This is a genomic window from Campylobacter avium LMG 24591 (assembly GCF_002238335.1).
GTDB classification, from domain to species: domain Bacteria; phylum Campylobacterota; class Campylobacteria; order Campylobacterales; family Campylobacteraceae; genus Campylobacter_D; species Campylobacter_D avium.
The window spans coordinates 1,196,679-1,216,752 of the sequence record NZ_CP022347.1 but is presented as its reverse complement, the minus strand read 5'-3'; the positions used below and the strand labels follow the sequence as shown (position 1 = coordinate 1,216,752).

General features: G+C 33.2%; 21 protein-coding genes and 1 pseudogene. 3 read left to right on the top strand and 19 right to left on the bottom strand.

Features of this window, described 5'->3' with window-relative positions; all coding sequences use genetic code 11:
* The first annotated feature begins 83 nt into the window (after positions 1 to 83).
* Positions 84 to 917, top strand: a complete 834-nt coding sequence (locus CAV_RS06190; RefSeq protein ID WP_094325654.1) for a DUF5718 family protein — start codon at positions 84 to 86, stop codon at positions 915 to 917.
* On the opposite strand, the gene CAV_RS06185 is transcribed toward CAV_RS06190, so the two are convergent.
* Together CAV_RS06185 and CAV_RS09325 are read right to left on the bottom strand one after the other, a co-directional pair.
* Complete coding sequence (locus CAV_RS06185; protein WP_094325653.1) at positions 906 to 1,400, bottom strand: PAS domain-containing protein; 495 nt, start codon at positions 1,398 to 1,400, stop codon at positions 906 to 908. The genes CAV_RS06190 and CAV_RS06185 overlap by 12 nt on opposite strands.
* Position 1,401: 1 nt before the next feature.
* Positions 1,402 to 2,055, bottom strand: a pseudogene (locus tag CAV_RS09325) (methyl-accepting chemotaxis protein); the annotation flags it as partial.
* A 1,076-nt stretch (positions 2,056 to 3,131) separates the two neighbouring features.
* Between CAV_RS09325 and CAV_RS06175 the strand changes: the two are divergent.
* Entirely contained in the window at positions 3,132 to 3,845 is a 714-nt protein-coding gene (locus CAV_RS06175; RefSeq protein WP_094325652.1) for an IclR family transcriptional regulator, read from the top strand.
* A 2-nt stretch (positions 3,846 to 3,847) separates the two neighbouring features.
* On the opposite strand, the gene CAV_RS06170 is transcribed toward CAV_RS06175, so the two are convergent.
* Genes CAV_RS06170 through pseF form a run of 14 tightly spaced genes read right to left on the bottom strand, consistent with a single transcriptional unit; the run spans position 3,848 to position 16,362 of the window.
* Positions 3,848 to 4,765: a hypothetical protein gene (locus CAV_RS06170; RefSeq protein ID WP_094325651.1), complete on the bottom strand. Its 918-nt coding sequence runs from the start codon at positions 4,763 to 4,765 to the stop codon at positions 3,848 to 3,850.
* Positions 4,762 to 5,424 (bottom strand): class I SAM-dependent methyltransferase, encoded by a 663-nt coding sequence (locus CAV_RS06165; protein ID WP_094325650.1) that lies wholly within the window; start codon positions 5,422 to 5,424, stop codon positions 4,762 to 4,764. The genes CAV_RS06170 and CAV_RS06165 overlap by 4 nt, the downstream gene beginning before the upstream one ends.
* Positions 5,417 to 6,793, bottom strand: coding sequence for a PglD-related sugar-binding protein (locus CAV_RS09110; RefSeq protein ID WP_245807396.1), 1,377 nt, complete (start codon positions 6,791 to 6,793; stop codon positions 5,417 to 5,419). The genes CAV_RS06165 and CAV_RS09110 overlap by 8 nt, the downstream gene beginning before the upstream one ends.
* Positions 6,793 to 7,932, bottom strand: a complete 1,140-nt coding sequence (locus CAV_RS06150; protein WP_094325649.1) for a LegC family aminotransferase — start codon at positions 7,930 to 7,932, stop codon at positions 6,793 to 6,795. The genes CAV_RS09110 and CAV_RS06150 overlap by 1 nt, the downstream gene beginning before the upstream one ends.
* Positions 7,925 to 8,896 carry a GDP-mannose 4,6-dehydratase gene (locus tag CAV_RS06145; protein ID WP_094325648.1) on the bottom strand — a complete coding sequence of 324 codons (972 nt, stop codon included), beginning with the start codon at positions 8,894 to 8,896 and terminating at the stop codon, positions 7,925 to 7,927. Before CAV_RS06145 ends, CAV_RS06150 begins: the two co-directional genes overlap by 8 nt.
* A gap of 2 nt (positions 8,897 to 8,898) precedes the next feature.
* Positions 8,899 to 10,782, bottom strand: coding sequence for a motility associated factor glycosyltransferase family protein (locus tag CAV_RS06140; RefSeq protein ID WP_094325647.1), 1,884 nt, complete (start codon positions 10,780 to 10,782; stop codon positions 8,899 to 8,901).
* A complete protein-coding gene (gene pseI / locus CAV_RS06135) occupies positions 10,779 to 11,807 on the bottom strand; it encodes a pseudaminic acid synthase (RefSeq protein ID WP_094325646.1) in 1,029 nt (342 codons plus the stop codon). Before pseI ends, CAV_RS06140 begins: the two co-directional genes overlap by 4 nt.
* Before the next feature lie 41 nt (positions 11,808 to 11,848).
* On the bottom strand, positions 11,849 to 12,325 hold the full coding sequence (locus CAV_RS06130; protein ID WP_094325645.1) for a GNAT family N-acetyltransferase: 477 nt from the start codon (positions 12,323 to 12,325) through the stop codon (positions 11,849 to 11,851).
* A gap of 3 nt (positions 12,326 to 12,328) precedes the next feature.
* Complete coding sequence (locus CAV_RS06125; protein ID WP_094325644.1) at positions 12,329 to 12,982, bottom strand: formyltransferase family protein; 654 nt, start codon at positions 12,980 to 12,982, stop codon at positions 12,329 to 12,331.
* A 36-nt stretch (positions 12,983 to 13,018) separates the two neighbouring features.
* Positions 13,019 to 13,477 carry a UDP-4-amino-4,6-dideoxy-N-acetyl-beta-L-altrosamine N-acetyltransferase gene (pseH, locus tag CAV_RS06120; protein ID WP_157676342.1) on the bottom strand — a complete coding sequence of 153 codons (459 nt, stop codon included), beginning with the start codon at positions 13,475 to 13,477 and terminating at the stop codon, positions 13,019 to 13,021.
* Entirely contained in the window at positions 13,464 to 14,300 is an 837-nt protein-coding gene (pseG, locus tag CAV_RS06115) for a UDP-2,4-diacetamido-2,4,6-trideoxy-beta-L-altropyranose hydrolase (RefSeq protein ID WP_094325642.1), read from the bottom strand. Before pseG ends, pseH begins: the two co-directional genes overlap by 14 nt.
* 11 nt (positions 14,301 to 14,311) lie before the next feature.
* Positions 14,312 to 15,007, bottom strand: coding sequence for a WbqC family protein (locus tag CAV_RS06110; protein WP_169711639.1), 696 nt, complete (start codon positions 15,005 to 15,007; stop codon positions 14,312 to 14,314).
* Positions 15,004 to 15,669, bottom strand: coding sequence for a methyltransferase domain-containing protein (locus CAV_RS06105; protein ID WP_094325641.1), 666 nt, complete (start codon positions 15,667 to 15,669; stop codon positions 15,004 to 15,006). The genes CAV_RS06110 and CAV_RS06105 overlap by 4 nt, the downstream gene beginning before the upstream one ends.
* Positions 15,670 to 15,672: 3 nt before the next feature.
* The gene (gene pseF, locus CAV_RS06100; RefSeq protein WP_094325640.1) at positions 15,673 to 16,362 is read right to left on the bottom strand and encodes a pseudaminic acid cytidylyltransferase; all 690 of its coding nucleotides are present in this window, start codon (positions 16,360 to 16,362) and stop codon (positions 15,673 to 15,675) included.
* A gap of 88 nt (positions 16,363 to 16,450) precedes the next feature.
* On the opposite strand from pseF, the gene CAV_RS06095 reads away from it, so the two are divergent.
* Entirely contained in the window at positions 16,451 to 17,686 is a 1,236-nt protein-coding gene (locus CAV_RS06095) for a DUF2920 family protein (RefSeq protein ID WP_094325639.1), read from the top strand.
* On the opposite strand, the gene CAV_RS06090 is transcribed toward CAV_RS06095, so the two are convergent.
* The 3 genes from CAV_RS06090 to CAV_RS06080 are packed head-to-tail and all read right to left on the bottom strand — an operon-like array spanning position 17,676 to position 20,073.
* Positions 17,676 to 17,900: an acyl carrier protein gene (locus CAV_RS06090; RefSeq protein ID WP_094325638.1), complete on the bottom strand. Its 225-nt coding sequence runs from the start codon at positions 17,898 to 17,900 to the stop codon at positions 17,676 to 17,678. The genes CAV_RS06095 and CAV_RS06090 overlap by 11 nt on opposite strands.
* A gap of 9 nt (positions 17,901 to 17,909) precedes the next feature.
* Positions 17,910 to 18,611 carry a GNAT family N-acetyltransferase gene (locus CAV_RS06085; RefSeq protein ID WP_094325637.1) on the bottom strand — a complete coding sequence of 234 codons (702 nt, stop codon included), beginning with the start codon at positions 18,609 to 18,611 and terminating at the stop codon, positions 17,910 to 17,912.
* Complete coding sequence (locus CAV_RS06080) at positions 18,598 to 20,073, bottom strand: amino acid adenylation domain-containing protein (RefSeq protein WP_094325802.1); 1,476 nt, start codon at positions 20,071 to 20,073, stop codon at positions 18,598 to 18,600. The genes CAV_RS06085 and CAV_RS06080 overlap by 14 nt, the downstream gene beginning before the upstream one ends.
* Position 20,074 lies beyond the last annotated feature (1 nt).

The following is a 20,074-nucleotide window of genomic DNA, read 5'->3' as shown; positions in this document are numbered from 1 at the left end:
AAAAATATTTTTTTAAAAAAATTCTTAAAAATATAAATTTTTAATGCTTATAAGAATACAATCTAACGATGTGAGGTTTCAAAATGAAAGATATTATAGGACTTGCTTTAGCTGGAAATTTTGCAAAGCACTTAGAACAAGCCGGCGAGGCAAAAGACTTTGTTTTAATTAAGACTGATGATGCTGATGCACCAAAGGGAATGTTTGCATTTTATGTGCCAAATTCTACGAGCTTTTTATCGCGTTACTGTATAGATAATGAAAAGATTATCATTCCAAAAGGCTGTAAAGTCCAGGCAGAACCTGAGTTAGCACTTGAGTGTGAGCTCTCTTACAAAGATGAGTTAGTACTTTCTATCAAGCCTTTGTATTTTATGGCTTTTAATGATACATCCATAAGAGAGGGCATAAAGGCTAGTAAAATTTCTCAAAAAAAGAACTTTTCCACAGCTTCAAAGGGTTTTGGTGATAAGAAAATTCCAATAGATGTCTTTGAAAAGGGTCATATTTGCGATTTTTACTCCATAGCTTCTTTTATAAGACATAAAGATAGTGCTGAATTTGAAAATTACGGCGAAGTTAGTAAGGTAAGCACTTACAGCTATTTTTACTCTAAATTGCTTGAGTGGATGATAAAAACGATAAACAGTCAGCAAGACTTTGCCGTCTTAGAAAATTTAAGTCTTATGCTAAAGGAGGCTAAATATCCTAAAAAAGCGCTCATAAGTATAGGTGCCACAAGATATATGCCAAAGTATGAACACACCTTTTTAACAGAGGGCGATGAGCTTTGCATTATGCTTTTTAACCATGATAAGTACTCACAAGATGAGCTTAAGAAAATGCTTGCTAGAAATGCGGATTTTTCTAACTTTGATGATATATCTGCATTAAGGCAAAGGGTGTTATTCTTGTAAGTGCTGCAGGGCAAAGATTAGTTCATTATAGCTTTTTTGTTTTTCATCGCAAAAGCCTTGCAGCTGAGCACAAGCTGCGTTTAAGCCCTCTTTTTTCTCTATCTCAAGTAGCTTAGAATAAAGCTCTTCTATGTTTTTTATGGCTAGCTCATTTGGCTTTCTTCTTACTGAGTAGTAGCCAACTATTTCTCCGCTTATGTTTTTTGACGGGGTTACATTTGCAAAAACCCAGTAAAAGTCGCCGTTTTTGCTTTTGTTTTTCACAAAGGCGAAAATTTCTTTCCCCTCTTTTATGTAATCCCAAAGGTATTTAAACACAGTTTTTGGCATGTCTTCGTGTCTTACCATGTTGTGCGGTTTGCCTATTAGCTGTTCTAGCGTGTATCCTGCGTATTTTATAAAGTCGTAATTTGCGTATGTTATACAGCCTTTTAGGTCTGTTTTTGAGGTGATTAGCGTTTCTTTTTCAAGCTTTATTTCCATGTTATTCCTTTACCTCTAGCTTTTCAACTATTGACTGCGAAATTTCTTCTGCTTGTTTTACATTCGCAATCACTTCATCATGGACTTTCTTATCTATAAATTGCTTTGAAAGTTCTAGGGCAGCTTGCGAGCTTTTCTCCAGCGATGTTTGTGCTTTGTCTAAGAAATCTTTGCTTGCGTACTTAAATATCACAGGGCTAATTCCCTCATCATCTAAAAGTTTTGAGATAGGTTTTAAGCCGCTTATCAAAGACTTAGAGCCGTTAAGTTGCAAGTAAATATCTGATTTGTAAAGTATGTGTTCTATCTTAACTACTGTAAGGATTATTTTTTCTGCAAATTCATCAAAGGACATCCCTAGGCTTGCTGAATTTGTAGCGAAATTGTTAAGTGTTTCTAAGAGTTTTATTATCTTGTTTTCTGATTCTTTTGTGGTGCTAAAAACTTCTTCGCTGTTGTTTTGTATGGTTTGTATCTCGTTTAGTATGCCTTGTATGCCGGCTGCTATGTCATTTGTTGCGTGTCCTACTTTATCAGCTAGGTTTTTAACCTCATCGGCCACCACGGCAAAACCGCGTCCGTATTCTCCAGCTCTTGCAGCCTCAATGGCAGCATTTAGGGCTAGTAGGTTTGTTTGCTCTGCTATTTCTTTTATGGTTTCTACTATGGAGCTTATGTTTTGGGAGTTATCCGCAAAAACCTGCACCGCAGTTTTGCTTGAATTTGTAAGCTCGACCAAAGAATTTAAGTCATTTTGCAATAAATTCACATCAACAGTACTTTGCTTGGTATTTTTTTCAATATCAACAACCACTTCATACAAATTTTTCATCACATCTATATCAGAGTTTAAGTAATCAGAAATTCGCAGTAAGTCTTTGTTTTGCGTGTTTAGATAAATATTCATCAAATTTTTTGACAAGGCGTTTTTAAATACCGTTTTAGCTGTTGCTTCTATATCATCAAGCGAGGAATTTATAAATTTGATGTTACTTGCGAAAATTCCCTTAAGTCCTTGTTCTAAAGCCTTTCTGTAATACATGCCATTTTCTGAAGAATACACAGCGGTATTTATTTCCCTTAAATACGCTTCAAGCTGGTCTAAAGTATCGTTGATGTTGTCGGCAATTTGGCTTAATTTTTCATCTTTAATGCCTATGTTAATTATTCTTCCGTCGAAATTTCCCTCTTTTAACTCAGAGCTTAGGCTTAAAAATTTGTCTAAGGTTTTATCCTCTTTTCTTTTTAAAAACACCAAATACAAGCAAGAAAGAAAAATCAGTATCAAAAAACCAGCCAAGATGAAATTTAATTGATAGATAGCAAAAACAAAGGCTACAAAGCTTAAAAAGATAGCCACATATAAAATTGAAAGCAAAATTTAAATCCCCCCCCCCCAGTTAAAAGCCGATATTATACAAAAAAAATCTTATTTTTTTATAAAAACAATTTTAAAATTTAAATTTAAAAAATGTAAAGAGGTGATAAAACAAAAGCAAGTAGGAGTTAAGTCCTACTTACTCTGTATGAAAAAAATTACCCTTTACTTACCTTAGCTTCTTTGCTTACGGCAAGTGTAATTATTATTACAAAATTCGTATTAATTAGAACTTAAAACTGTAATTTTTTGTCAGGATGAAAATTAATTATAGCGTTAAAAATATATTTAGTTATTTATTTATAATTTTTGGTTATAAATTTAAACTTCTAAAATTGAAAGAAAGGTACTTTATGAGGTCATACACAGCCCCAGCACTCAGCAGAGGTTTGCAAATTTTGGAATTTTTATCAACGCAAAAAACACCGCTTACCTTGCATTCCATAGCCTCTCAGCTTAATATGAGTGTTTCACATATATATAGAATTATGCAGGTTTTGCATACTCACGACTATATAAAAAAGGACAAGAATACTGAATCATTTGCACTTACGCCAAAACTTTTTTTGCTTTCCATGAATTTTAGGGATAATTCCACCTTATTTGACGCGGTATCTCCTATCTTAGAAGAAATTTCATCTTATACAAAACAGTCTGTCCATTTTGCCATACAAACTGATAAAAACATCTCTGTTATAGCACGCTCTCACTTGCATAATGAGGCCGGCTTTGTCGTGCGTATAGGATATACAAAGCCTATGCAAAATACAAATTCAGGTCTTTTGTTGCTAGCGTTTGCAAGCAAGGAGGAAAGAGAGGCTGTGCTAAAGGTTGATAAGGCTTTGGAAAAGACCTTTGCTAAGATATGCAAAGATGGTTATTATATGAATTATTCTTATTACGCAAAGGGTATAATTGACATTTCCATACCTTTGTTTTCTAAATTTAGCAAAAATGTTATCGGCGCCTTAACCATACCTTATGTGTATATAGAGGGAAGGTCTTTAAGCCTAAAAGAAACAGCAAAATATATAAGGTCTTTTTCTCCTTGCGTGATTCCTTTTTAAGCTTAAAATCTGTATTTTAAGAATTTAGGATTTAAATGAGCTTTGCAAAGCTCATTATACGCCTTTTTATTTGTGATAATGCCGCCTATGTAAAATTTAGCGTTTTGTTTAGAAAATTTGCTTTTAAATTTATAAAGGCTATCATCATCCTTTAAGCCTCCTCCCAAGATACATATCTTGCTTTTTTTCAAAGACATAAATTCAAAAGAAAAGTCTAGCAAGGCAGCGTTTGCATTCATCAGCTTTGAGGTGGCACCTAAGTGATAATACGAAAAATCAGCGCCTAAGAAAAATGAGACAAAGCCTAAAATTTGATTTTCATAAGAGGCTTTTAAAAGGTAGTATTGCTCGAAATTAAAAAGGGCATTATGGTAGTCTTTGTTAAAAAAATAAAAGCTTGAAGCGCCAAGACTTTTCATGCTTTTTTCATAAAATTTAACGAAGCTATCTTTGTCTTTTTCATCGGCAAATTCTATCTTAAGCTCTTTTCTTGCTTTTCTTACGCAGGTTCTCATTCTAGGGCTGTAAGAGCTTCTTGTCTCGTTGATATCATTTTTAAGCTCAAGCAGCACAAGCTTTCTATTTTGCTCAAAAAAATCAAATTTCTTTTCAAAAAAGCTTAAATTTACATCATAAGGGTGCAATCTTAAAAAAATTGCTATGATATTTTCATCAAAACATCTACTTTTTAAGGCCGACAAAGCCTCGTTTAAAAAGCTTGTATCGCTTGTGTTCGCAAAGATAGAGCTGTATCCATAAGCAGAGCTTAAGTCGTAAAATTCGCTATTTTTTATCTTGTTTTTATTGGCTACAAGCTTAAAATACTTCTCATCTTTTTTAAACTCAAATTCAAAAAGCTCCCCAAACAAAGCAACATAGTTTTTATCTAAATATATATCTTTTTCAAAGCTAAAACTCAAGCTTTGCTTCCTTCAACTATAAGCAAGCTATCAAGCAAAACCCCGTCTTTTTGAAGTGTCGTCTTGCTTAAGGAAAAAGAAAAGTCATCAGCCTTAAAAAGCATAGCTATACTTTGCTCATCCTCAAAGCGAAGTTTGCCAACATGCTGATAAATCCCTTCTTTTGGCTCATAATACTCGCCCAAACTCTCATCAAAACCTAAAATTCCTTTAGCTATATGGCTTGAGTAGAATTTCCCGCCTTTTTTAAGCTTTGTTAAGGATTTTAAAAATATCGCCCTTGTTTTTTCAAAGTCATTGCAACACAAAGAAGCAACATCTATGATAGCGTCAAAACTCTCATCCTCAAATTCATCAAGCATAGTATAATAATCTCCTATCTTGATATCTTTAATCCTATCTTTTAAACCCTCATCATTCATTCTTTTTAAAAATCTATCAACCCCAGCCTTGCTCCACTCAATACCACTTACAGTAAAACCCTCCCTAGCACAAAACCATAAATTTGTACCCGTTCCAAGTCCTAATTCAAGTATATTAATAGCCTTTCTATCGCTTACATTATAGAAATTCCTTGCTATAAATCTTATCAATGTTTCGCTAGGGTATTTGCCCCATTCCCTGCTTGAAAAAATTCCTTCCCAAAGTTCTTTAGGCATCTTTTTCTCCTTGTATTATGTAAAGTTCGGTAAGAGGCTTGTTGTTTTCTTTTGTATTGATTAAAGATATGGATGTTATTTTAAAATTATCTCCATTATAAAGCTTTTTTATATCCTCATCATCGCAGTATCTAATAAGCCCTGTAAAAGCGTCGCAGCCCTCAGTTGGCTTGCAAGAATGATAAGGCAAGCTTTCATCCTTATAAAAACCTAAGTTGTTAAAGCTTGGTGTTATGCTTAGAAATTTCCCGCCTTTTTTAAGCTTTTTGACGGCTTTTTTGATTATATCTTGTGTTTTTTTAAAGTCATTATAAGCAAGCGAGTAGCTATCTATGAAGCAGTCAAAACTCTCATCCTCAAATTCATCAAGCATAGTGTAATAATCTCCTATCTTGATATCCTTAATCCTATCTTTTAAACCCTCATCATCCATTCTTTTTAAAAATCTATCAACCCCAGCCTTGCTCCATTCAATACCACTTACAGTAAAACCCTCCCTAGCACAAAACCATAAATTTGTACCCGTTCCAAGTCCTAATTCAAGTATATTAATAGCCTTTCTATCGCTTACATTATAGAAATTTCTTGCTATAAATCTTATCAATGTTTCGCTAGGGTATTTGCCCCATTCCTTATTTTCGAAAATATTTTGCCAAATTTCAGCATTAGTACCTTCATTATTTGAAATTTCAGCATTGCTTACAAATTTTTTCATAGTATGTCCTTTGTGATTTGGTAAAAAAAAGTGAGAGAAGAGGCAGGAAAATAAATACGAAAAATTTAACCCCCCCCCCGTATAGAATTTGTCCTTGTAAAAGATAGAATTTTCGCCTAAAATTTGACCGTGCTTTAAATTTGTATTTGAGCCTACAAAGGAAGCCCTTTTTACCACGCAGTCTCCATTTACAACAGCACAGGTGCTAATGTGGCTAAAATCCTCCACAACGCAGCCATGCTCTAAAAGCGAATTTGTGTTTAAGATACAAGCCTTGCCAACCTTGGCCCCGGCATTAACAAGCACATTGTGCATTATGATACTTGCTTCGCTGTCTATTTGAGCGTATTTTGAGATGTAAGCGCGAGGAGAAATTATCGTAGGCATAATAAAATCCAAGCTTTTGAGCTTTTCAAAAAGCCTTATTCTAGGATTTGCACTCTTGGTTTGACCAATGGCTAAAAAGGCGAATTTATACTTTTTTCTTAGGCTTTTTAGCTCATCGTCATTGCCTAAAATTTCATAATCAAGCCCGGTTTTATTAGCTTCATTATCCACAAAGCCAGCTATTTTAAATCTAGCCTCACTTTCTATAACATCAACGCAAGAAAGTGCATGCCCACCTGCACCTATGATTAAAATTTCATCCTTCATTAAAGCCTCACAGAACTAGGTAAATTCACTAAAAGTTTTTCAAATTTTTTAGTGTTTTTTAGCTCGTCTTTTTGGCAGTTTAAAAAAGGCTTTAAAGCACTGAGCGGCTTATAAATAGCTCTGGCATAAATTTGGTTTTTAATACATTCTTGCAAAAACACGGTCCTTAATCCTTCATCTTTAAAAACAACAGCATTTAGCCAAAAATTACTTTTTGACTGCGCATTTTCATCTACGAAGTTAATTTTATCATTATTTTTAAAAAATTCCTTGTAAATTTGTGCTAAGGCTCTTTTATTTTCTAAGAAAAATGGCAACTGTTCAAGCTGAGCTACCAAAATAGCGGCATTTACATTGCTAAGTCTATAATTATACCCTATCTCATCGTGTATATACTCATATGGATGTGCTAATTTCGCTGTTGTGCTTAGGTGTCTAGCCTTTTTTGCTATCTTTTCGTCATTGCTAAGTATAATGCCACCGCAACCGCCCGTAATAATTTTATTTCCATTAAAGCTAAGTGCACTGCTGCTACCAAAAGTGCCTAGATGTTTGCCTTTGTAGTAGCTTCCAAGTGCTTGTGCAGCGTCTTCTATAAGTATAATGTTGTATTTTTTACAAAGTTTTGTAATCTTATCAAGTTTTGCACTTAGCCCAAAGCTATGCATTACTACACAAGCTTTTATATGCTTTTTTGTCTTTTTGTTAAAGCATTTATTATCTTTCATAAAGCTTTCATTTTTTAAAAATTTTTCTAAAGCTTTTGGGCTTAAGGAGAAATTATCCTTGCTAATGTCTAAAAATATAGGCTTTGCACCCGTGTAGCTTATGGCATTTGCTGTTGCAACAAAGCTTATACTTTGAGTTATAACCTCGCATTTTTCATCTATACCATTTGCAAGCAAGGCTATATGTAGGGCTGAGGTGCCCGAGTTGGTGGCTATGGCGTATTTTGAGCCCGTAAAAAGTGCTATTTTTTCCTCAAAAAGTTCTACAAATTTACCAGCAGATGAGACAAAGCCACTATCTATACATTCCTTTAAATACTCCTTTTCCTTGCCTATGAAACAAGGCTCGTGCAGGGCAATGCTGTCTTTTTTAAAAAGTTGTTTTATAAATGATATTTCCTTTTCAAACATTATAAATCCCGCTTTTATACTCGTTTAAATTCGCTTTTATATACTCTATGCTTAGTTTTAAACCCTCATCAAGACTAAATTTGCTTTGCCAATTTGTGTGCGTTTTAAGCTTAGTGCTATCTCCTAAAAGCCTTGTAACCTCGCTATTTTTAGGACGTAGTCTTTGAGTATCCACCACAACATCTATCTTTGCATTGGTAAGGTCTAAAATTTTATCAAGCACTTCTTGCATGGAGTATTCTTTTTGGCTGGCTATGTTAAAGACTTCTCCGTATTCATCAAGCTTTAAGAGCTCACAAAAGCCCTCGCAGGTATCAAGAACGAAATTTAAATCTCTTTTTGGGCTTAAATCCCCGACCTTAAGCTCCTTAACCCCGCTTAAAATTTGACTGATTATGCTAGGGATTATCGCCCTTGCACTTTGCCTTGGGCCGTACGCGTTAAATGGCCTTGCCACCATCACAGGCAAAGAAAAAGAGTTGTAATAAGACAGTGCCAGCATATCAGCAGCTATTTTTGTCGCTGAATAAGGACTTTGAGGCTGTAAGGGGTGCTTTTCATCTATGGGTGTGTAAATGGCACTGCCATAAACTTCGCTCGTTGAGGTGTGGATAAATTTGCTCACACCTGCATTTTTCGCCGCTTCAAGCATGTTAAGCGTGCCTTGTATGTTCGTATCTACATAGCTTTGAGGCGCTTCGTAAGAATAGGGTATGGCTATTAAAGCACCAAGATGAAAGATGGCATCAACGCCCTTTGCTAGTTTTTGGCAAAAAAAACTATCTCTTAAATCCCCAGATATAAGCTCCACATCGTTTTTTACCTCACTTTTTTCCAGATGTCCCCAGAAGTTAAAGGAGTTGTATTGACTTAAGGCCCTTACTTTAAAGCCCTTTTTTACAAGCATTTCGCACAGATGAGAGCCTATGAAACCATCAGCTCCGCTTAGTAGAATTTTTTTCATCTTTAAAGCCTTAGATATTTTTTTAAATTTTTACTCAAAAGTTCTTTTTCTAAATTCTCAAATGGCTCTTTAAGCACCTTTAAAAAGGCCTTAAGTAAGGAATCAAGCAAGAGAAAATACTCCAAAAGTTCTTTTATGATAAATAATTTTTTATTTATATAATCTTGCTGTGAGCTTACATAAAGTGCATAAATTTTTGCTAAGTTTATGTTAAACTGCGTTTTGGTTTGCATTAAACATTCATCAAATTCATCCGAATTTGCCTCTAGGTATTTTTTGAAATTTTGTGCTTTTTCAAGCAAGACATCTAGCTTTTGTATTAATTCTAGCTCGTTTGCTATTTTTTGTATGTTTTCGTATTCTTGCTTTATTGCAGTAAAATTTTCTTCTAAAAGCTCTGTAAAATCAATGCACTTTTTTATGCTTTTTTTTGTTTTAACATAAGCTTGTAATTTAAATTCAAGGCTTTTTTGCAAAGTTGTTTTTTCAAGCTTTATGTAGCTTTTCTTTTGCTTTGCAAACTCAAGCAAACAGTCCTTAAAAGGGGCTTCTTTGCAGTATAAAATTCTAGCTCCTCCTTCGGTGCAGTTAATTACTGTAGCCGGTGCTTGCCTTATGAAATTTTCAAGATTTTGCTTGAACATTATCCAAATTTTATGGCTTTTTACGGTTTTATTTCCGCCGTATCCTAAAATTTGCTCATAATCTTTTTCTTTATAAAAGCCTTGTTCAAAATCCTCACCGTGTTGATAATCCTTTGGATGTGAATGCCCAGACTCATCAAAGGCCAAATCTTGCCCTATAAAAAGAACGGTTTTAAAACCAAGCCTATAAACAGCCGTGGTAAAGGCAAATACGGCCACATTGCTTTCCTCAACTATCCAGCCAAAGTTTTTTAAATTTAAATACAGGGCAAAGGGATTTGCTCTTGTTAGTGCTAGAATTTGTTTGTTTTCTCTTTTTAGATACTTAAAAGCATTTGGGTGTGCTAGCGAGGCCACCATAAAAATGGTATTTTCATCTCCTTTGAAGCTGTGATTAAAAAACTCAGCCGTAAAATCGCTTCGCTCTATCATAAAGACATAATCAGGCACAATGCCATTTTTCATAAGTATAGGATAAGCAGAATCCGCACAAAAGATACTTACTCTATCTTGATAGAGCTTTAAAAGCTCTAGCTGCTTAGAAAGAGAGGGGCCTGTGGAGACGATTACGGCTGTGTCATGCTTTTTGTATCTTTTTTTATAAAGTTCGCCACAGCTTATATTCTCACACATAAAACTAAGATTTTGCATAAACTGTAAAATTCCTTGCAAGGCGTCTAGCGGGTCGTTTCCTATAGATTTTATGTAATATGAAAATTGCGAGATTAAAAAGTTATTAAGCCTTAGAATTTCCTCCTCAAAGTTCTCATAAAATTTGCTATGTATATCTAAAAAATAAAGCTTTGAATTATAGCAAAATTTATCAATCTTGCATATATTTGCTATTTCATCACTTTGGCTAGGGTGAAAAATCATTATCTTATCATCTTGCAATTCTTTGGAAAAATCAAGCTTTGAAAGCACGCAAAGCAAGAGCTCAATATCTCTTTCAAAAACTACGATGTGCTTTAAGTTTTCATTTTTGGCTAATTCTTTATACAAAAGCCCGCTTCCAAAGCCATAAAAATACAAAACCTCATAGAATTTATACTGCTCATACTTAGCTAACATCTCGTCTAACTCAGCTTTTGCATTGTGATATATGCAAATGCCCCCCCCCGTTTTGATATTTAGGCAGTCATTTTCTTGTATGCTTTTGTAGTTTTTGTTTTGAATGCTTCTTAGGGTGTCTTTTAACACAGGCGATTTTATAGCCTTTAAATTCTTAACTAATATACTCATAAATCCTCTTCCGTTAAGGGTGAGGCAAAGTCTATATCTCTTTTAGCCTTCTTACCAAGCAAGGAATTTAGATACTTAGGGTGCAAACCAAACGCCGGTCTTACGCTTCTTACATTATCCTTTGTAAAAAGCTCTCCCTTTTTTATATCAGCACTTGCATATAAACTCCTTGCAAATTCGCGGTTTTTAATCTCCTTTAACTCATCGTTAAAAAGTGCTTTTCCAAGTGCAAGTTCGCTTTTTCTAATATCCTCGCAAAGGCTTTTAAACTCGTTAAAATCAAGAGAAAATTCACTATCCTCGCTTTTTATACTTTTATCAAGGCAAAAATGCTTTTCAATCACCCTTGCGCCAAGGCTTATAGCTATGATAGCTGGTATGTTGCTAAAGCTATGATCACTTAGGCCAAGCTCGCACTTAAATTCATCTTTTAAAAGCTTTATGGAGTTTAAATTCATATCGCTTAAATCAGCCGGATAGCTTGAGGTGCATTTTAAGAAAACAAGTTCTTCATTGCCTTCTTCTTTGCAAATTTCACAAATTCTTTGCAATTCCTCTTTTAAGGCTATGCCTGTTGATACTAAAAGAGGCTTTTTTTGCCTTGCCACAAGACGCACGAAATTTTCATCGTTTGCTTCAAAGGAAGCTATTTTATAAGCAGGAGGGTCAAACCTTGTTAAGAAAGTTAAATCCTCCTCGCAAAAAGGGCTAGAAAAGCAAAGAAGCCCCGCATCTTGTGCCGCTTCAAATATCAAAGAATGCCATTCATAAGGTGTTTTAGCACTCTCATAAAGCTCATAAAAAGTTCTCTTATCCCACAAGCCACCTTTGATGATAAAATCATCTTTGTTTGAATTTAAGGTAATGCTATTAGGAGTATAAGTTTGAATTTTAATGGCGTCAGCACCGGCTTCTTTGGCCTTTTTAATGCTTTGTAGAGCCAAATCAAGACTTCCCGCGTGATTTGCACTAAGCTCAGCTACTATTAAAACCTTTTCATCTAAGTCAAAATTTCCTATCTTCATCTACAACCTTTGCTTTTAAATCGTATTTTTTAAAATATTTTTTACAAAATTTCAAGCATTTTTTGCATATCGTTTTTTTCTAAAACAAAGGTTTTGTATGTGTAAGTTATGGGATTTAGTTTGCAGGTTTTGCTGTAAAAATCATAGCCCTGAGCGTTTGAGTTTATACAAATAAATTCTAAATTTTTGTAATCATTTTTCAAGCATTCCTCATTCAAAGCCTTGAAAAGCTCTCTTCCAACACCCTTTTTTCTATACTCATCTTTGACATAAAAAACTTCCAACCTAAGCCCTTTTTTACCACTAAAAGAAACAAAAGTTATATAAAAAAGTGCTAAGGCTATGATTTTATTATCAAGCTCTACAAGCAGGGCTTGAGCGAAATTTTCAGATAAAAGTTTCTTTAAATCCTCTTTTTTGCAAGTGAAATATTCAAGCACATTCTCGTGTTTTGCCAACTCTTGCATAAGTTCAAAAATCACATCAACATCACTTGCCTTTGCTTTCCTAATCAACATCTTTTACCTTTCTTTTTTGAAAATTTTATCCTTTTCTTTGTAAATTTTTACTATGTATTTTTGATTTTTTATGTAAAAAAATGCTGGAAAGTCGGTATTGTTACAAATTCTTAGCAGGTTAAAATTTTCTTTTATGCTTTTGTTGATGTTTAATTCGCTATCTTTTGGGTATCTCCTTTTGTAAAAGCTTTCTTTGCCTTTTTGTGCTTTGGGCTTTAAAACTTTGTGATTTTTTACAAAATTTAAGGCCATTTTTATAACAAAGTCTCCTTGTTTTTTACGCAATTCATTATACAGCTCAAAGCCTGTTAATTTTAGTTTATCTTTCATGTAAAATTTGCCATGATCAGCACTTTCATCTGCTTCAAAAAGAGTAAAAACTATCTCATTTTTTCCCTCTAAAATTTGATGAAAAAATGGTGCAAAGCCTTTGCCTTTTGGTAAATTTGAAGCGTGGATTACTATATTATGTTTATTATTTTTAAGGATATTTTTGCTTAAAATTTTATGATAAGAAAGTATGAATAAAATGTCAAAGTTTTTATTTAAAAGCTCTTTTTCCTCTGTAAAAAGTTCGCAATTTTTTAGTCTTTTTGCTAGTTTTTTGGCATAAGGCAAGAACCATTGATTTTTCGAACTTAAGATGGCTATTTTCATGCAGCCACCTTAAGATGAGAGTTTAAGCTTAAAAGCTTAATCCCCCCCCCCCGTTTTACATTCTATTATAAGATACTCTTTTTCCTCAGCCACTGTTTTAAAGCCAAATTTTTCGTATAGTTTTATAGCCTTTGTGTTTTGCTTTAAAACCCTAGCCTTTATGTTTTTTAGTTTTAAGTCTTTAAAGCCTTTATCTAGCATAGCTTGCATTAGCAAAGTTCCCATTTTTTCCTTAGAAATTTTGTACAAGCCAAAGAAGGCTTCCTGCTCTTTTATCTCGCTAAAGCTTATCACTCCAAGCATTTCCTCCTCTTTTAAAACGAGCATATAAAGCTTAGTTTTATCATTTTTTAAGGATTCTATGAAGTTTAAATGCTCATCTAAACTTATGTATTTTTTTAGACAAAACTTAGCCACATCGCTGCTATTTCTTTGTCTTAAAATTTCTTTTTTTTCCTCTAAAGAAAGATTGATAAAATTCTTAAATACTAGCATAATCTTGCACCTCATAGCCTCTTTGACCTAGCCAAGTTGCTATTTTTTCTTGATTTTTATGCGTGTAAATTGCCTTGAAATTTGCCTTTAACATAAGAGCTTCATTTACTAAAGATGAGGCACTTATGATTAGCTTTTTACTCTCATTCATAAGCTGGGCTAAATTTTGTGCGTCTATTAAAACTTCTATATTTTTTTTGCTTTGTGCATAAGCTTCTAGCTTCTTTGCATTTATGTTTGCACTCGTGCTTAGGATTAAAATTTTCTTATCCTTTGGCAAATCCTCTGCGATTTTTATAGATAAATTTTTGCTATCAACGCCTCCTAAACAGATTAAAAAATCATAAATTTTTTCTCTTTTAATCTTTGCTTCCTCGTAAAATTCATCCCTCAGCAAGGCATAAGAAAAGCCACACCTTAATTCGCAGGCCTTAGGCACCAAATCCTCGTAATCGCTTGCCTTAGCACAGGCATTTACATTAAGCAAAATATCGCAATAATGCCTTTGATAAGTATCATCAAAGCTTAGAATTTTAATGCCGGTTTCTATCTTTATCAGCCTTTCATCCTCATAATCTATGTCGTAGTGATCTATGATAAGCAGGTCAAAGCCAATATCTTTGATTAAATTTATAAGCTCATAAATGCTAGCAGAGCTTAGCTCATAGACTGTGTAAGGGATTTCATCTATCAAAGAACCCTCAAGATCTATACAAGCAAAGCTAACCTCATCATCGCTGTATTGTTTTGCTAAGACTAAATCCCTTTTTATATGTCCGTGTCCTATGCTAGATGAGCTATCACTTCTAAAAAGCACTTTCATAAAAATCCTTGTTAAATTTTTTCAAACTCAAATTTCGCATCATCAACATTAGCACAAAAATCCAAGATACTAAGATATGGCACAAAATCAATCCCCCCCCCCATTTGTTTATACACTGGGTGCGTGAAGTTAAAATACTCTATCTTAACACCACTGTTTGCAAACAAAGCCCTTGCTTCATCATTTTCCAAATAAGCCTTAGAACCTTGCGCGCTAAGATATACAGTTGCCTTTAAAACCTTGCAAATTTCAAGCAACAAACCCTCTTTTTTTGCCTTAGCTAAATGTAAAGAAGAAGCCCTTAAAAGTCTTGTTTTAATGCCTAAGATATTTACGAATTCTTTTATAATGTTTATATTTAAGTCGGCTAGTTTTGTATTATTTTTTAGAGCATTTTCTACAATTTCAAAGCATTTTTTGAAATTCTTACTCTTAGAATAACCGTGATGAATGCTTTTTAAAAGTGTGTTTTTCCACTTAGTTTCATCTAGCAAATACATATCATTTATAGCAGTTTTTTGAGGAGCTTTTTTGCAAGATAAAGACAGCAAATGTTCTTTTTTATTCAGTAAAATTTTATTTCTGCTTTGCCAAGATCTTTGCTCAAACTGCACCGTGTCTAAAAAGACAAAAATATCGCTACTTTTTATCATGGCAAAATACCCAATCCAAGGCAAAAAAGTAGGCTGCATAATGGCTACTTTCATCTTATCCTCCCGTAAATTACTATATCGCTATCAAAGGCTATCCTATTTTCAAACACTGCGCTTGAATCATAATTTAAAACTGTAAAATCATAAAGATTTAAATAATCTCGCAAATACTGCACTAGCTCGTGTTCTTGGTATAAGGTATTTATACAGTTAAGCTCTTTAGTGCTATCATCGCTCATCTTAAAGCTATTTAAGCCAAGTTCCTCACCAAGCCCGTATCTATAGTCTTTTATACTTCTTGTTCTTAGAAAAAACATAGAGTCTTTCTTATATATTTTAGCTTCCTTGCTTTGTTTTAAAAGACTTAAAAAATCCTCTCTTTTTAAATAATTTATGAAATTTGGCATTAAAAAAACATCGGCATTAATTCCCTCTTTTTTTTGCACAAAATCAAATACATTTTCGTTAAAAAATTCGTAATTTTTAGCGGCTATCACTTCTTTGAAGTTATAATTTGCGTTTTTTATATTTTCAGCGTTAAAATCCACACCCAAGCACTTGTAATCATAGTTTGCAAAAAGGCTTAGGTTGTTTCCATTTGAGCAGGCAAATTCCAAGACGGTTTTTCCTTTTTCTTTGTCAAGCTTGTTTTTAAAGAAAAATTTTATCAAGGCATTATCTGGAAATTTCAAGCCTTTTAAATCCCTTATATACAAGTATTATCCTTTGTTTTGATTTATTTTATAAAGCATTTTAGCAAATTCTAAGTCCTCTTTTGTATCTATATCGCAGCTTAAATTTCTAGCTAAAATATAAACTGTTGAGTGTTTTTTAAAGATGAAATTTTCTTTAAGCCAAGTATCTTTACTAGCAAAATAAAAGGCTCCTGCGTCGTGATACGCTCTTGTTAAGTCTTGCGACCTTGCATTATAAAAGCTTTCATCAAACATACAAACCCTTGAGTTTTCATCTAGGCTAAAGGCTCTTTGTATAGGATAATCAAACTCACTTGCTGCGAATAAAAACAAAGCCTTGCTTTGCAAAAAACTATCATAAGCTTCTTTTAAAATTTCAGCATTTATTAATGGTGCGCTAGGGTATAAAAGACAAACATTTTCAAAATTAAAATTTTGCTTTAAAAGCCCTTTTATGCTGTATCTTAAAGCCTCTAAACTACTTGAGTAATCATCGCAAAATTCATCTCTTTTAAAGCTTTTAGCACCAAAATTTGCTGAAATTTGTAAAATTTCCTCATCATCGCTTGAGACAAAAACCTCATCAAAAATACTAGAATTTAAAGCGTTTTCAATGCTATAGGCTATGAGGGGTTTACCGCAAAAATCTACTATGTTTTTTTTGGGAATTCTTTTACTACCGCCACGAGCTGGTATGATACAGATATTTTTCACTTTTAACCTTTCTTATAAGTTTATTTTATAAATTTTTTTCTTGATTTTTCTTAACTTTGGTTATAATTTTTTCAAAAAAAGGTTGTTTATGCTGGTAAATGAAACATTTTTTATAAACTCTTGTGATGATTATGAGCTTAATATAAAAAGAAAATCAAAGCTTGAGTTTAGAATTTCTTATGATGATACAAAGGAGCTTAAAGCCATAGTTTTTGATATAGGAGGCTTTGGAGCTAATACAAATTTATCCTTTTTAGACAGTGCAAGAGTAGCCTTGGCAAAAAAATTTAATATCTTAGTAGTGCATGTTTTTCATCATTGCTTTGCTATAAGGCACAACGAGCAAGATAAGAGGTATTCTTGCACATTTGAAATGAATGATGAGGGTTTAAAACAGCTAGAGATAGCTTTGAACTTTTTTAATCTAAAGGCAAAAGACGGTTTAAGTAAGGCTAATGCTTTTTCCATTAGCATAGAATTAGGCAAACTTTTAGTTCAGCTTAAAAAAGAGGGCAAGATTGAGGATAAAGGCGCTAAAAATGTTCGTAAATTTTTAGCCGTTCCTCCAAATGATGAGTATCAAAACTACGGCGTTATGGCAGCACTTGATCATATCAATGCCTTGAAATTTATACAAAATACCTTTAAACTTCACCACCTCCCAACAATCGTGGGGGGGGGGTCTTACGGTGCTTATATAGCAAATTTGATGGCAAAATTTTATCCCTTAGGCATTCAAGCTGTTGTTGATAACTCCTCTCCTGTGGCTCCTGTGCTTTGGTATTTTTTGGGTGAGTATATGGATAAGTTCGAACTGTATTACGATTTTGACGCCATTGATAGCTTTTTTATTATAAATGCTAAAAGTATGTGGAGCTTAGATGAAAATAGCCCTTATTATTTTAAAAAATCAAATCTTGCCATAAGGGTTTTACTAGATAAGGAGCATTTATCCAAACAGGCTTTAAAAAATAATAAGACAATTTACATAGCTTATCAAGGCATTGATGATAAATCAGATGCAAATCCTGATAAAAAAAGAGAATTTTACGAACTTTTAAAGCATTTTGGCTTTGATGCTAACTTACTTTTGTTTTCTAAAAAGGACATAGACGGTAAATTTATCAAAAATACAGAACACGGTCTAGGGCTTTCAAACAAGCTTATGCTTAAAAGAGAACTACCTTTGCTTTTAGAAAAATTACAAGATTACAAGCCAAGCACGGAGGATAAGAGCATAAGTTATGTGTGCGATAATGAGCTTTTTAGCTTTAAAGATATGAAAACAAAGCTTAAGCTAGAGATTAAAAAACTTAAGACATAGCTTCTTTTAACATCTTTTTTATAGCGTCAAAGCTTTCAAAATTTTCAGCTACTATGAATTTTGGCGCTAATTTTTTCTGATATTTTTTCTCTATAGCAGCTACAAGTGCCATAACATCTACGCTATCTATGATGTCATCGCTTACCATTTCTTGCATACTTTCATCACAATCATCTCTATCTATGCTTTTGAAAAGTTCTTTGATTTCTTGCATAAAACAACCTTAAAAATTTTTGTAAAAATTTAGCACAGTATCGTTAAATTTAAAGCCAAATTTTTCATAAAATTTTATGGCTCTTTCATTGTCATCTTTTACAAAAAGTTTGAAAAATTTAGCCTCTTTGTTTAGTTTGAAAAAGCCTTGCATTAGCTCTTTGGCTAAGCCTTTTTCGCTTGAGGCTATGAAGTCTATGTTGGCTTGGTTTAAGGAAGTGCTAAAGATTAATCCAGCCTTTATAAATCCATTTTTTTTATAAATTAAGGCATTGTTTTCGTCTAAATTTTCCTCATTATAATAAAAGATATAATCCTTGTTAAAATACTCAAGCATAAAGCTTATAAGCTCTTTTTTTTCATCTTTTAAGCACTTTTCTATGTCTTTTGCTTCATAATTTTGCCCTTTATTTTCCAGCTTCATTTGCCTGTAATGTTCGCATAAAACGAAGGAATTTTTTCTCAAAAAATTTTGATGTTTTGAAAGCATTTTTTCATTTTTTGCAAACAAAGTTATATAGGTTTTATCTAGGTAAAAATTCTCTTCCTCATTTATAAAATAATATAGCAAATTTAGATTTTTATCCTTGAAAAAATAAGAGTTTTTAAGCTTTTTTATTTTCATTTTTTCAAGCTCATCTAAGGAATTAGTAAAATTACTTAGCAAAAATCCTTTTTTAAAATCCTCTTCAAATTCTTTAAATTCGCTCAAGCAGTGCCTTTCTATCTATCTTAGAATTTGCATTTAACTCAAAATTATCAACTCTAATGAATTTTTTAGGTATTGCAAAACTAGCTAGTTTATCCTTTAAAAAGTGCTTGAAACTCAAATCCTCATCGCTTTCGTAAAAACAAAAAATTTCATCTTTAAAAAGCACTACGCAGTTTCTTACCTTTTCGTGTGAATTTATGGCAGCTTCTATTTCTCCTAGTTCTATCCTGTGTCCTAGGTATTTGATTTGGCTATCGCTTCTACCATAACAAATAAGCTCTTTTCTTTCATTATAAGCTACTATATCGCCCGTTTTATACACAAAATCTGTGTAGTTGTCGTGTAGAGGATTTTGCATAAAAGCCTTTTGGCTTTGCTCTTTATTTGCATAATATCCTAAGGAAAGAGATGTGCCTCTTACATAAAGCTCACCCCTTACATTAGGCTCATAAATTAGTTTTAAATCCTCATCAAAAACCAAAAGTTCAGTGTTTTCACAAGCCTTGCCTATGGGCAAAAGCTCATCATCGCTAAATTCTCTATCTACAATGTAGTAAGAGCAAACATCAGTGATTTCAGTAGGTCCGTATAAATTTGCAAAAAGTGCGTGTTTTAATTCTTTTCTTATCATATTTAATTGCTTATTAGGCATTATTTCTCCGCAAAAAAGCACCTTTTTAAGCTCCTTTAGTTCAAGTTCTTTAAAAGCCTCAGTATTTGCAAAATACACAAGAACCGATGGCACCCAAAATATAAGGCTTACCTTGTGTTGTTTAAGATAGCTTAGGATTTTTTGCGGAAAGGCAAAGTCTTTATTTTTAAGCAGGTGCAAACAAGCTCCAGCCTTTATGCTTGAGAAGATGTCTAGGATAGAATTATCAAAATAAAAGGGTGCTTGATTTGCTATAATTTCCTTTTCATTCACATCAAAGGTTTCGCACACCCATAAGGTATAATCAATCACGCTTTTATGACTTATGCTAACGCCCTTTGGCTCTCCTGTGCTACCGCTTGTAAAAAGCACATATTGCAAATCAGTATCTATAATGCCCTTTTTTGCTTCGTTTAAGCTAGGCTCATCTATCTCAAAGCTTTTTATATCCTCTATATCTATGCTGTTTACATTGAAATTTGGGGTATTTTTGCTTTTTATTATGAGTTCTGGCTTTAAAATTCTAATAACTCTTTCTATCCTTTCTCTTGGACTTTTTTCATCTAAAATACTATAAAAATTCCCGCTTTTTATGCTTGCAAAAAAAGATATTAAAGCTTGTAAGCTTTTTGGTAAAAGTATTAAAATGGGTGATTTTTTTATATTTTTTCTTAAAATTTCACTTGCTAAAGCCTTTGCTAACTCATTAAATTCGCCAAAACTCAAGCTCTCATCTTGCATAACGAAAGCTTTTTTGTTTGCAAATTTTTCGCAAGTTTGCTCTAAAAAATCATCAACAGTTCTTATCATC

What these genes read in the sequence shown, in the direction of transcription:
- CAV_RS06110 (WP_169711639.1), bottom strand. Translation starts at nt 15,007, where the DNA reads ATGAAAGTAGCCATTATGCAGCCTACTTTTTTGCCTTGGATTGGGTAT.
- pseH (WP_157676342.1), bottom strand. Translation starts at nt 13,477, where the DNA reads ATGCTAGTATTTAAGAATTTTATCAATCTTTCTTTAGAGGAAAAAAAA.
- CAV_RS06190 (WP_094325654.1), top strand. Translation starts at nt 84, where the DNA reads ATGAAAGATATTATAGGACTTGCTTTAGCTGGAAATTTTGCAAAGCAC.
- CAV_RS06175 (WP_094325652.1), top strand. Translation starts at nt 3,132, where the DNA reads ATGAGGTCATACACAGCCCCAGCACTCAGCAGAGGTTTGCAAATTTTG.
- pseI (WP_094325646.1), bottom strand. Translation starts at nt 11,807, where the DNA reads ATGAAGATAGGAAATTTTGACTTAGATGAAAAGGTTTTAATAGTAGCT.
- CAV_RS06095 (WP_094325639.1), top strand. Translation starts at nt 16,451, where the DNA reads ATGCTGGTAAATGAAACATTTTTTATAAACTCTTGTGATGATTATGAG.
- CAV_RS06140 (WP_094325647.1), bottom strand. Translation starts at nt 10,782, where the DNA reads ATGAGTATATTAGTTAAGAATTTAAAGGCTATAAAATCGCCTGTGTTA.
- CAV_RS06185 (WP_094325653.1), bottom strand. Translation starts at nt 1,400, where the DNA reads ATGGAAATAAAGCTTGAAAAAGAAACGCTAATCACCTCAAAAACAGAC.
- CAV_RS06150 (WP_094325649.1), bottom strand. Translation starts at nt 7,932, where the DNA reads ATGTTTGAAAAGGAAATATCATTTATAAAACAACTTTTTAAAAAAGAC.
- CAV_RS06165 (WP_094325650.1), bottom strand. Translation starts at nt 5,424, where the DNA reads ATGCCTAAAGAACTTTGGGAAGGAATTTTTTCAAGCAGGGAATGGGGC.
- CAV_RS06090 (WP_094325638.1), bottom strand. Translation starts at nt 17,900, where the DNA reads ATGCAAGAAATCAAAGAACTTTTCAAAAGCATAGATAGAGATGATTGT.
- pseG (WP_094325642.1), bottom strand. Translation starts at nt 14,300, where the DNA reads ATGAAAGTGCTTTTTAGAAGTGATAGCTCATCTAGCATAGGACACGGA.
- CAV_RS06145 (WP_094325648.1), bottom strand. Translation starts at nt 8,896, where the DNA reads ATGAAAAAAATTCTACTAAGCGGAGCTGATGGTTTCATAGGCTCTCAT.
- CAV_RS06080 (WP_094325802.1), bottom strand. Translation starts at nt 20,073, where the DNA reads ATGATAAGAACTGTTGATGATTTTTTAGAGCAAACTTGCGAAAAATTT.
- CAV_RS09110 (WP_245807396.1), bottom strand. Translation starts at nt 6,793, where the DNA reads ATGAAGGATGAAATTTTAATCATAGGTGCAGGTGGGCATGCACTTTCT.
- CAV_RS06125 (WP_094325644.1), bottom strand. Translation starts at nt 12,982, where the DNA reads ATGAAAATAGCCATCTTAAGTTCGAAAAATCAATGGTTCTTGCCTTAT.
- CAV_RS06130 (WP_094325645.1), bottom strand. Translation starts at nt 12,325, where the DNA reads ATGTTGATTAGGAAAGCAAAGGCAAGTGATGTTGATGTGATTTTTGAA.